At 73.1% G+C, this 12,549-nt stretch carries 4 protein-coding genes; all 4 read left to right on the top strand.

The window, feature by feature from the left end; translation table 11 throughout:
- Positions 1-111: 111 nt before the first annotated feature.
- The 4 genes from ACZ63E_RS24260 (at position 112) to ACZ63E_RS24245 (ending at position 12,543) form a co-directional block, all read left to right on the top strand.
- Complete coding sequence (locus ACZ63E_RS24260; RefSeq protein WP_465338392.1) at positions 112-570, top strand: glycine-rich domain-containing protein; 459 nt, start codon at positions 112-114, stop codon at positions 568-570.
- Positions 567-1,448: a phosphotransferase gene (locus ACZ63E_RS24255; RefSeq protein WP_465338391.1), complete on the top strand. Its 882-nt coding sequence runs from the start codon at positions 567-569 to the stop codon at positions 1,446-1,448. Before ACZ63E_RS24260 ends, ACZ63E_RS24255 begins: the two co-directional genes overlap by 4 nt.
- Positions 1,449-1,729: 281 nt before the next feature.
- The gene (locus tag ACZ63E_RS24250; protein ID WP_465338390.1) at positions 1,730-7,198 is read left to right on the top strand and encodes a type I polyketide synthase; all 5,469 of its coding nucleotides are present in this window, start codon (positions 1,730-1,732) and stop codon (positions 7,196-7,198) included.
- Positions 7,199-7,218: 20 nt separating this feature from the next.
- Positions 7,219-12,543: a type I polyketide synthase gene (locus ACZ63E_RS24245; protein ID WP_465338389.1), complete on the top strand. Its 5,325-nt coding sequence runs from the start codon at positions 7,219-7,221 to the stop codon at positions 12,541-12,543.
- Positions 12,544-12,549 lie beyond the last annotated feature (6 nt).

Raw genomic sequence — 12,549 nt, 5'->3', positions numbered from 1 at the left:
TCGGGTGCGGCATCCATGCGTCGTTTCCGCGCTATTCGTGCTCTGGTACGTCGCGTTTCGGCGGGTGAAGGTGGTTCCCGGCACGATCCCACCCACGAAGGAAGGCCGAAGATGACCATCGTTGCGGTGACTGGGCGGGGCCTGGTCGACGAGGTGTTGTTCGAGCGTCTCACAGGACGGATCGTGAAGGAGCGCCGGCTCTCGGTCGAACTGGCCGAAATGATCGTGGACCAAGCCTTGGCGTTTCTGATGGCCTGCGCCAAGTCGGCAGAGCCGCTCGCACCGAGCGAACAGGTCGACATCGGCTGGCACACCTTCATCCTCTACACACGGGAGTACGCGCACTTCTGCGAGAGGATCGCCGGACGGTTCATCCATCACGTCCCAACCGACGACGGTCATCAGAGCGTGCCACTTCGCGAGATGATGCTTCGCACCACCTCCGCCATCGAAGCAGCAGGGTTCGCCGTCGAACGCACGCTGTGGTTTACTCCGGCCGCCGGGAGCCGGACCTGCTCCCAGTGCAAGAACGGCTGCGCGGACGACCCGCCGCCGCTCCCGGACTGGTGATCGAGGAACCGACCATGGCTCGCCAAGACTGGGAGGATCTTCCCGAGCCCGTTCGCCGGGTGGTGGAAAGAGAAACCGGCGTAGTCCTCTCGGCTGTGTCCGCCTCAGCCGGACGCAACTCGGACCTGCTGACCACTCTCCGGGCCGAGAGGGGAACCTTCTTCGTGAAGGGGGTTCTGACGGGCTCGCGGATGGCTCGAGCGCACGAGATCGAGGCCGCCGTGAACCCGTTCTTGCCGCTTCTTGTCGCTCCGCGTCTCCTGTGGGAGGTGAAAGCCGGCGACTGGGCTCTTCTCGGGTTCGAGCACGCCTCGGGCCGGCACGCGGACCTCGCGCCGGGTTCGCCGGACTTACCGCTGGTCTCCGACATGGCTGCGACGATGGTGCGGGGGCTCGCGAGCTGCCCGCTCGACATCCCGAAGGCCGCCGAGCAGTGGGCCTGGTCGAGCCCGTGGCGCCGGTTGCGCAAGTCCTCTCTCGACAGCCTCCACCCATGGGATCGGCGGCATGTCGACAAACTCGTGGCGCTCGAATACGACGCGGTCGAGGCCGTACGGGGGAACAGCCTGGTGCACGGCGACGTGCACCCCCTGAACATTCTTGTCGGCGATCGTGCGCACCTGGTCGACTGGGCGTGGTCGAGTCTTGGCGCGGCCTGGCTCGATACCGCCTCACTCGTGTTGCGGCTGGTGGCCCAGGGGCACACGCCTGCAGCGGCAGAGGCCTGGGCGTGTGAGATCACCGCGTTCAAGGAGGCTCCCCGGGCGGCCGTCACCGCCTACGCCGTGGTGGTCATGGGCATGTGGGCCTACCGGGGCCACTTCCCGGAGCTCACCGACGCGGCGAGGCGCTTCGTCCGCTACCGCTGGGATACGTGAAGGCCTTGTAATGCAAGCGGGGTGGACGTTATCTTGTTCTTCCGGCGATTCTTTCGATTTCGGAACCGACGAAGAATTGTTCGAGTTCATCGACAACGGACTGACTGCCTGACCCGTACCGCCCCTCCTGCGCCCCCGGCGAGCTTCCCCAGCTCGGCGGGGGCGCAGGGGTGTCTAGGGGAGAGGTAGGGGTTGTCGGCGCGAGGGCCGGTCCATAGCGTGGAAATTGGAATTCGCGGTCGTCGAACCGCCCGCCTGCGCCGAATGAGGTCGAAGCTGAAATGGCTGATGTCGAGAAGCTCCGCGAATACCTCCGCCTGGTCACCGCTGATCTGCAGCAGACCCGTCAGCGCGTGCGTGAGCTCGAGGACCACGATCCGATCGCCGTGGTCGGCATGGGCTGCCGCTACCCCGGCGGGGTCGACGGCCCGGACGCGCTCTGGCGGCTCGTCACCGACGAGGCCGACGCCATCGGCGGCTTCCCCGAGGACCGCGGCTGGGACCACGAAGCGATCTTCGACCCCGAGCCCGCCAAGCCCGGCAAGACCTACGTCCGCTCCGGCGGTTACCTGCGTGGCGCCGACCAGTTCGACGCCGAGTTCTTCGGCATCTCGCCCCGCGAAGCCGTCGTCATGGACCCGCAGCAGCGGCAGCTCCTGGAAGTGTCCTGGGAGGCCATCGAGCACGCCGGGATCAACCCGCGCTCGCTGCGGGGCAGCCGGACCGGGGTGTTCATCGGCGGCTGGTCCGACGACTACACCGCCGCCGCCCGCGGAGTGTCCGAAGAGTACGAGGGCTACCTGTTCACCGGCAGCGCGGCCAGCGTCATCTCCGGCCGGGTCGCCTACACGTTCGGCCTGGAAGGGCCCGCGGTCACCGTCGACACCGCCTGCTCGTCCTCGCTCGTCTCCCTGCACCTTGCGGCCCGCGCGCTGCGCAGCGGCGAGTGCACCCTCGCGCTCGCGGGCGGCGTCACCATCATGTCGACCCCGCAGGGACAGATCGAGATCAGCCAGCAGCGCGCGCTCGCGCCGGACGGCCGCTGCAAGGCGTTCGGCGACGGCGCCGACGGCTTCGGCGCGTCCGAAGGGGTCGGGGTCGTGGTCCTGGAGCGGCTTTCCGAGGCTCGCCGCAACGGCCACGAGGTGCTCGCGGTCGTCCGCGGCTCCGCGACCAACCAGGACGGCGCGAGCAGCGGCCTGAGCGCCCCCAACGGCCCGTCGCAGCAGCGCGTGATCCTCGCCGCGCTGCAGGACGCGCGGCTGTCCGCCGCCGACGTCGACGTGGTCGAGGCGCACGGCACCGGCACCTCGCTGGGCGACCCGATCGAGGCCGACGCGCTGATCGCCGTGTACGGCAAGGACCGCGCCGCCGGCCGCCCGCTGTGGCTGGGGTCGCTGAAGTCCAACATCGGGCACTCGGCCGCGGCCGCGGGTGTCGGCGGCGTGATCAAGATGGTGCAGGCGCTGCGCGCGGGCGTGCTGCCCAAGACGCTGCACGCCTCGACGCCGTCGTCCCGGATCGCCTGGGACGGCAGCGGGGTCGAGCTGCTGCAGGAAGCCCGTCCGTGGGAGTCGGACGCGCCTCGCCGTGCGGGCGTCTCGTCGTTCGGGATCAGCGGGACGAACGCCCACGTCATCCTCGAGCAGGCGCCGGAAGCCGACGGCGGGGAGCGTGCCGGGGTACCGGCCGGCGCGGTCCCGGTCGTGCTGTCCGGCCGCACCCCGGAGGCGGTGCGGGACCAGGCGGCTCGGCTGCGAGCGCACGTGCTGGCGCACCCGGAGCTGCCCCTCGCCGACCTCGGGTTCTCCCTGCTCGGCCGCACGGAGTTCGCGCACCGCGGCGCGGTGGTCGCGAGCGACCGTGACCAGCTGCTGGCCGGGCTGGCGGACCTGCCGCTGACCGGTTCGGGCTCGGGTGGGCCGAGCCGGGTGCTGATGGTCTTTCCCGGCCAGGGCTCGCAGTGGGTCCACATGGGACTCGAGCTCGCCGTGCTGGAGCCGGTGTTCGCCGCGCGGCTGCGGGAATGTGACGCGGCTTTGTCGGAGTTCGTCGACTGGTCGTTGTTCGACAAGCTCGCCGACGAGTCTTCGCTGGGGCAGGTCGACGTCGTCCAGCCGCTGTTGTGGGCGATCATGGTGTCGCTCGCGGCCCTCTGGCGTTCGTATGGTGTCGAGCCCGCCGGGGTGGTGGGTCACTCCCAGGGTGAGATCGCCGCGGCGACCGTCTCAGGTGCGCTATCCCTTAGCGATGGCGCTAGGGTCGTTGCTCTTCGTGCCAGGGCGTTGCGGGCGTTAGAGGGTCTAGGCGGGATGTCGTCGATCCTCGTCTCCGCCGAACGCGCGGCCGAGCTGATCGAGCCGTGGGGTGAGAAGCTGGCCGTCGCGGCGGTGAACGGCCCGGCGCAGGTCATCGTGTCCGGCGACGTCACCGCGCTCGACGAACTGGCCGTCGTCTGCGAGAACGAGGGTGCCCACTACCGCCGCATCGGCGTCTCCTACGCCTCGCACCACCCGCAGGTGGGGCAGCTGGCCGACGTCATCCTCGAAGACCTGGAGCCGGTCGCGCCGGCCGCCACCACGATTCCCTTCTACTCCACGGTTTCCGGCGCGAAGATCACCACGACGACGCTGACCGGCGACTACTGGCTGGAGAACCTCCGCAGCCAGGTCAAGTTCTTCCCGACGGTCGTCGAAGCGCTCAAGGACGGCTTCACGCACGTCCTCGAGGTCAGCCCGCACCCGGTGCTGGGCGCGCCGCTCGACGAGGCCGCCGACGGCCGGCCGGTGCTGTCGACCCTGCGCCGCGACACCGGGCAGAAGCGGTTCCGGACCGCGCTGGCCGAGCTGCACCTGCACCACGGCCACGTCGACTGGACGCCGGTCTTCGCCGGCGCCCGCCGGGTTTCCCTGCCCACTTACGCCTTCCAGCACCAGCGTTACTGGCTGGAGCCGCGCCAGGGCAGTCAGGACGTCGCCACCGTCGGCCTGCGCCCGGCCGAGCACGGCCTGCTCGGCGCGGTCCTGCACGCCGCCGACACCGGCGCGACCTACCTCTCGGGACGCCTTTCGCTCGCCGCGCAGCCGTGGCTCGCCGACCACGCCCTCGGCGACACCGTGGTGCTGGCCGGCTCGGCGATGCTGGAGATGGCCGTGCACACCGGAAGCCGCCTCGGCTGCCCGCGGGTGGACGAGCTGACCCACCACGCGCCCCTGGTCATCCCGGGTGACGGTGCGGTGGTCGTCCAGGTCACCGTCAACGCCCCCGACGAGCGCGACGCCCGCGCTTTCACCCTCGCGTCCCGCACCGAGGACGACGAGGAGTGGGTGGTCCACGCGACCGGCCGGCTCGCCCCGGCCGGGGCCGAGGAGGACTCCGGCGAGCTCGCGGTCTGGCCGCCGCAGAACGCGGAAACCCTTTCCCTCGAAGACTTCTACGAGACCATGGCGGACGTCGGGGTCCACGCGGGCCCGGCCTTCCAGTGTGTCGGCGCGGCCTGGCGCCGCGGTGACGACGTCTTCACAGAGCTGGCGCTGCCGCCGGACCTACACCGCGAGGCCGGTTCGTACGTGCTGCACCCCGCGTTGCTCGACGGCGCGTTGCAGGGCGCGTGGTTCGGCGTGCTCGGTGACCCCGGGCAGGGGCGCGGCCCGTTCAGCTGGAGCGGCGTGCGCCTGCGCCGCCCGGCCGGGACCACGCTGCGCGCCCGGGTCCGCGCCGCCGGACCGGACGCGCTGTCCGTGCTGGTCGGCGACGAAACCGGCGCCGAGGTCGCCGCCGTGCGCTCGCTGGTCATGCGCCCGGTCGGGGACGGCTCCGCGCCGGTCGAGCCGCCGCTGCGGGTCGACTGGGTCGAGCACCCGGCGGTCACGCCCACGACGTCCGGGACCTTCGCGCTGCTGGGTGACGACGAGCTCAAGGTCACCAGGGCCCTCGAAGCCGCGGGCGCGCAGGGCGAGCGGCACGCCGACCTCGCCGCGCTGGCCGCCGGACCCGTTCCCGAATACGTCTTCCTGTCGCTGCCGCCGCAGCGCGCGGCGACGTCGGCATTGCTGGCCGAGCAGGCGCGCGCCGCGACCACGACGATGCTCAAGACCGTGCAGGACTGGCTCGCCGAGCCGAATCTGCGGCACACGCGCCTCGTGGTCGTGACTTCTGGCGCCGTCCGGATCGGCGAGCAGGAGGACGTCGACCTGACGCACGTCCCGGTCTGGGGGCTGCTGCGGTCCGCGCAGGCCGAGAACCCCGAGCGGTTCGTGCTGGTGGACACCGACGGCAGCCCCGAGTCCACGGCCGTGCTGATCGAAACGCTGCTGGGCGGGGAGAACCAGTTCGCGCTCCGCGAGGGCCACGCCTCGGTGCCGCGGCTGACCCGGCTTTCCCCGCAGCAGCAGGGCGAAGCCCCGAAGTGGGACCGCGGCACGGTGCTCGTCACCGGTGGCCTCAAGGGCGTCGGCTCGCTGATCGCCAAGCACCTGGTCACCGCGCACGGCGTCCGGCGGCTGCTGCTGCTCGGTCGCCGTGGCCTGGAGACGCCCGGCGCCGACGCGCTGGTGGCCGAACTGGCCGGACTCGGCGCCGAAGCGCAGGTCTGCGCCTGTGACGGCGCCGACCGGGACGCGCTGTCGGCGGCGCTCGCCACCATCCCCGGCGAGTACCCGCTGACGGCCGTCGTCCACTCCGCCGGGGTGTTCGACGACGGCCTGATCCCGGACCTGACCGCCGGCCAGGTCGAGCGGGTGTTCGCGCCGAAGGTCGACATGGCGCTCAACCTCCACGAGCTGACCGCCGGCCTCGACCTCGACGCCTTTGTCCTGTTCTCGTCGTTCGCCGGGACCTTCGGCGGCGCGGGCCAGGGTCCGTACGCCGCGGCCAACCTGTTCCTCGACGCGTTCGCCGCGCACCGGGCCGCTCGCGGCCTCCCGGCGACGGCGCTGGCGTGGGGCCTGTGGGAGGAGCGCAGCGGCATGGCCGGCGCGCTCGGTGACGCGCAGCTGCAGCGCCTCGAGGGCGGCGGGCTCGTCCCGATGACCGCCGAGCACGGCGCCGCGCTGTTCGACGCCGCGTGCGTGTCCGGCGAGACCGCGCTGGTCCCGGTGCCGTTCGACCGGGCCCGGCTGCGGGCCGACGCCAAGGCGGGCGCGCTCCCGGCGATCCTGTCCGGGCTGGTGCCGGCCCCGGCACGGGCGAACGGCGAGCCCCGGACCGTGGACGCGTCCCGCTTCCGCGCCGAGCTGGCCGCACTGTCCACAGAGGACCGCGAGAAGCGGCTCCTGGAGCTGGTCCGCACGACGGCCGCGTCCGTGCTCGGGCACGCCGGGGCCGCCGAGGTCGGCGCCGAACGCGCGTTCGGCGCGCTGGGCATCGACTCGCTGACCGCGCTGGAGCTGCGCAACCGGCTCACCGCCGCGACCGGGCTGCCGCTGCCGGCGGCGCTGGTCTTCGACTACCCGAACCCGCTGGCCGTGGCCCGGCTCCTGACCGGTGAGCTGGGTGAACCGGCCGTCGAGACCGCCGTGCCGCTGCTCGCCGAGCTGGACCGGCTGGAGGCCGCGCTCACCGCGCTCACGCCCGACTCGCTGGCCGCGCTCGTCCCCGACGAGAGCGCGCTCGCCCGGATCACCCACCGGGTGCAGGCGCTGCGCCCGCTGTGGGACCAGGCGCGCGGCGCGACCGCGGTGTCGCTGACCGCCGCGGCCACCGACGACGACCTGCTCGACCTGCTGGGCGACCGCTTCGGCACGGCCTGACCGCCCCCGCTTCGAACGAGGTGCAACGCATGGACAACGAGGACAAGCTCCGCCGCTACCTCAAGCGCGCGGTGGCCGAGCTGGACGACGCCCAGGCGCGGCTCGCCGACGCCGAGCGGCGCGCGACCGAGCCGATCGCGATCGTCGGCCTCGGCTGCCGCTTCCCCGGCGGCGCGGACACCCCGGAGCGGTTCTGGGACCTGCTGGCCGGAGGTGTCGACACCGTCGCCGAGGTGCCCGCCGACCGCGGCTGGGACATGGACCGGCTGTACGACCCGGAGCTGAGCCGCCCGGGCACCAGCTACGTCCGCACCGGCGCGTTCCTCGACGCGGCGGGCGACTTCGACGCGGACTTCTTCGGCGTCTCCCCGAAGGAAGCGCTGACGATGGACCCGCAGCAGCGCGTGCTGCTCGAGACGTCGTGGGAGGCCATCGAACGAGCCGGGATCGACCCGGCGTCGCTGCGCGGTGAGCGGGTCGGCGTCTTCGCGGGCACCAACGGCCAGGACTACGGAAACGTGCTGCTGCAGGCGCCCGAGGGGGAGGGTTACCTGTCGACCGGCTCGGCGGCGAGCGTCGTCTCCGGCCGGATCTCCTACACGCTCGGGCTGGAAGGCCCGTCCGTCACCGTCGACACCGCGTGCTCGTCTTCGCTGGTCACGCTGCACCTCGCCGCCCAGGCGCTGCGCTCCGGCGAGTGCTCGCTGGCGCTGGCCGGCGGCGCGACCGTCGTCTGCACCACCGACCTGTTCGCCGAGTTCAGCAAGCAGGGCGGGCTGTCCCGCGACGGCCGCTGCAAGCCGTTCTCCGCGGCCGCCGACGGCTTCGGCATCGCCGAGGGCGCCGGGATGCTGCTGGTGGAACGGCTTTCCGACGCCCAGCGGCTCGGCCACCCGGTGCTCGCGGTCGTCCGCGGCTCCGCGGTCAACTCCGACGGTGCGTCCAACGGCCTCACCGCCCCCAACGGCCCGTCCCAGCAACGCGTGATCCGGCAGGCCCTCGAAGCCGCCGGACTGTCCACTTCGGACGTCGACGCGGTGGAGGCGCACGGCACCGGGACGTCGCTCGGCGACCCGATCGAGGCCGACGCGCTCCTGGCTACCTACGGCCGCGGCCGCGACACCGACCGGCCGCTGCACCTGGGTTCGGTGAAGTCGAACGTCGGCCACACCCAGGCCGCGGCCGGGGTCGCCGGGGTGATCAAGATGGTCCTGGCCCTGCGGAACAACCTGTTGCCGGCCACCCTGCACGCCGACGAGCCGACCCCGCACGTCGAGTGGGCTGCCGGCGCGGTCTCCCTGCTCACCGAGGCCCGGCCCTGGCCGGAAGCCGGCCGCCCGCGGCGCGCGGCGGTGTCGTCGTTCGGCATCAGCGGGACGAACGCGCACGTCATTCTTGAGCAGGCGCCCGCGGCGGAGGTCACCGCGGCCGACGTCCCGGGTCCGCTGCCGCTGTCCGCCCGGTCCCCGGAAGCGCTGCGGGCCCAGGCCGGACAGGTGCTGTCGGCGCTGCGGGGTGCGCGGCCCGGCGACGTCGGGTTCACGCTGGCGCGCAGTCGGGCCGGGCACGAGCACCGCGCCGTGGTGCTCGACGATCCCGAGAACGCGCTGGCCGCGCTCGCCGCCGGGGAGCCGGACGCGAACGTCGTCACCGGGTCCACTGTGGACGGCAAGCTGGCCTTCCTCTTCTCGGGCCAGGGCGCCCAGCGGCTCGGCATGGGGCGTGAGCTGTACGCGTCTTCGGAGGTCTTCGCGACGGCGTTCGACGCGGTCCTCGCCGAGCTCGACCCCGGCCTGCGTGACGTCGTCTGGGGAGCGGACGCCGCCGCGCTCAACCGGACCGGGAACACGCAGCCGGCGCTGTTCGCGATCGAGGTCGCGCTGTTCCGGCTGGCCGAGTCGCGGGGGGTCCGGCCGGACTTCGTCGCCGGGCACTCGATCGGCGAGATCGCCGCGGCCCACGTCGCCGGGGTGCTGTCCCTGGCCGACGCGGCCCGGCTGGTCACCGCCCGCGGGCGGCTGATGGAGGCGCTGCCCGAGGGCGGCGCGATGATCGCGCTGCAGGCCACCGAGGCCGACGTGGTCCCGCTGCTCACCGACGGCGTGTCGATCGCCGCGGTCAACGGCCCGGAAGCCGTGGTGGTGTCCGGCGCCGAGGACGCGGTGACGGCGATCGCCGCGCGGTTCGTGGAGAAGGCCCGCAAGACCAAGCGGCTGCCGGTGTCGCACGCGTTCCACTCGCCGCTCATGGACCCGATGCTGGCCGAGTTCCGCGCGGTGGTGTCCGGGCTCGCCTTCGCCCGGCCCACGATCCCGGTCGTCTCCACCCTGACCGGCGGCGACGCCGACCTCACCGAGCCGGAGTACTGGGTGCGGCACGTCCGTGAAGCCGTCCGGTTCGCCGACGGGGTCGCGGCGCTGCGCGAGGCCGGTGTCCGGACGTTCCTGGAGCTGGGCCCGGACGGCGCGCTGTCGTCGCTGGTCGAGGGCGCGGTTCCGCTGCTGCGCAAGAACCTCGACGAGCCGCGCGCGGTGCTGTCGGCGCTGGCCCGCCTGCACGTGATCGGCACGCGGGTGGACTGGGACTCGTTCTTCCCCGGTGCCCGGCTGGTGGAGCTGCCGACGTACCCGTTCGAGCACAGGCACTTCTGGCTCACGCCGGGTGAGCCGGCCGGCGACGCGAGCGCGTTCGGCCAGGGCGTGGGAGCACACCCGCTGCTGAGCGCAACCCTGACCCTGCCCGACGGCGCTTCGGTGGCCACGGGACGGCTGTCGCTGCACAGCCACCCGTGGCTGGCGGACCACGTGGTCCTGGGCACGGTGATCCTCCCGGCAACGGCGTACATCGACATGGCGCTGCACACGGGCGGCGGCGCGGAGCTGTCTGAGTTGACGCTGGCGGCGCCCCTGGTGATCCCGGAGCAGGGCGCGGTCGCGGTTCGGCTGCACGTGGGCCCGCCGGAGGAGGACGGCCGCCGCGCGTTGAGGCTCGACTCCCGCCCGGCCGACGGTGAGGACGAGTGGACCGCGCACGCCAGCGGGTTCCTCGGCGCGGAGGTGGAGGATTCTTTCGAGTCTCTGGACGAATGGCCGCCTCCAGGCGCCGAACCCGTTGCCCTCGAAGGGATCTACGACCGCATCGCCGACAGCGGCCTCACCTACGGCCCCGCCTTCCGCGGCCTCCGCCAAGCCTGGCGCCGCACCGAAGGCGACCGCACCGAGATCTTCGCCGAGGTCGCTCTCCCCGAGCACGTCCGCGCCGACGCCCCCCGCTTCGGCCTCCACCCCGCCCTGCTCGACGCCGCCCTGCACCCCGCCGTCGGCATTCCCGGGCTGCTCGCCGACGCCGCCGACGCGGGCCTGCCCTTCTCCTGGACCGGCGTCCGCCTGCACCTCGCCGGCGCCGACGCCCTCCGCGTCCGGCTGGGCGCCACCGGCACCCGCGGCCTCACCGTCGAGGTCGCCGACAGCGACGGCAACCTCGTTGCCAAAGCCGAGTCGCTCGTCTCGCGGCCGCTGTCGCCCGAGCTCCTCGCCGGCGCCCGCTCCGAGAAGGACGCGCTCTTCACCCTCGACTGGCTCCCGGTCCCGAGCGCGCCCGCCCCTCGTGGCCGCGTCGCCCTCGCCACCGCCGACGACGACCCGGCCCGCGCCTTCGCCGACCTCGGCTCGTTCCCCGACCTCACCGCCCTGCAGGCCGAGCTGGACGGCCTTCCCGCCCCCAGCATGGTCTTCACTTCTCTCCCGGTCGACGGCGCCGACGCCGCCGCGGCGCACCAGGCGGCCGAGCAGGCTCTCCACCTCGTCCAGGACTGGCTCGCCGACCCCCGGCTCGCCGACGCGCAGCTCGTCTTCGTCACCACCGGCGCGGTGAGCACGGCCCCCGGCGAAGACGTCCCGGACCGGGCCCACTCGACGGTCTGGGGCCTGGTCCGCGCCGCCCAGTCCGAGAACCCGGGCCGGTTCGTCCTGGTGGACACCGACGGCTCCGCCGCCGAACTCGCCACGGACGAGCCGCAGCTCGCGATCCGCGCGTCCCGGCTCCTGGCCCCGCGCCTCGCCAAAGCCACCGCAGAGCCGTCCGATGTGGACGGTCTGACCGGCACGGTCCTGGTCACCGGCGGCACCGGCGGCCTCGGCTCGCTCGTCGTCCGCCACCTCGTCACGAAGGCCGATCGGCTGGTCGTCGCGTCACGCCGGGGTCCGGACGCCCCGGGCGCGGCCGAGCTGACCGAGCTCGGCGCCGAGGTCGTGGCCTGCGACGTCGCCGACCGCGCCGCCGTCGAGAACCTGTTCAAGAACACGAAGTTCACCGCCGTTGTGCACACCGCCGGCGTCCTCGACGACGGCCTGGTGACCAACCTGTCACCCGAGCAGCTCCACCGGGTCCTCGCGGCCAAGGTCGACGCGGTCGAGAACCTGCACGACCTCGTCGGCGACGTCGACGCGTTTGTCCTGTTCTCCTCGGCTTCCGGTGTCCTCGGCAGCCCCGGCCAGGCCAACTACGCGGCCGCCAATGCCTACGTCGACGCCCTCGCCCAGCACCGCCGCGCGACCGGCAAGCCCGCCCACTCGCTGGCCTGGGGCTCCTGGGAGCACACCGGTGGCGGCATGACCAGCACCCTCGACGACGACGGCCGCGGCCGCATCACCCGCAGCGGCGTCCTCCCGCTGTCGGTCGAAGACGGCCTGGCGCTGCTGGACTCCAGTGTCCACAGTGCACTCCCGCTGCTCGTCCCGATGCGGCTCGACCTGCCGACCCTGCGGGCGAAGGCCGGTGACGGCGTCCCCGCCCTGCTGCGCGGCCTGATCCGGGCGCCGCGGAAGACGACCGTCGCCCAGCCGCAGCCGGTCACCCAGCGGCTGGCCGGGCTGTCCGGTGAAGAGCGTTCGAAGGCGCTGCTGGACCTCGTCCGCACGCAGGCCGCGCTCGCGCTCGGGCACAGCGGGCCGGCGGACATCGGTGCCGAGCGCGGGTTCCTCGACCTCGGCTTCGACTCGCTCACCGCGGTCGAGCTGCGCAACCAGCTCGACACGGCCACCGGCCTGCGGCTGCCGGCGACGCTGATCTTCGACTACCCGAACCCGGCCGCGCTGGCGAAGTTCCTCGACACCGAGCTGCCCAGCGCCGAGGCCGAAGCCGGCGGAGCGCTGCGGACCGCGTTGGCCGGCCTCGAAGGCCTGCTGACGGCGGTCGACGCCGAGGAAGCCCAGCGGGCGGCCACCCGGCTGCGGGCCCTCGCCGCCGAATGTGTCGCCCGCGTGTCCGGCGACGGCGGGAGCGAGCTGGACTCGGCGACCGCGGAAGAACTTTTCGACCTGCTCGACAACGAGCTGGAAAGCTAGGAGCTC

The organism is Amycolatopsis sp. NPDC104819, from assembly GCF_055583145.1.
This window is presented reverse-complemented; position numbering and strand designations above follow the sequence as displayed.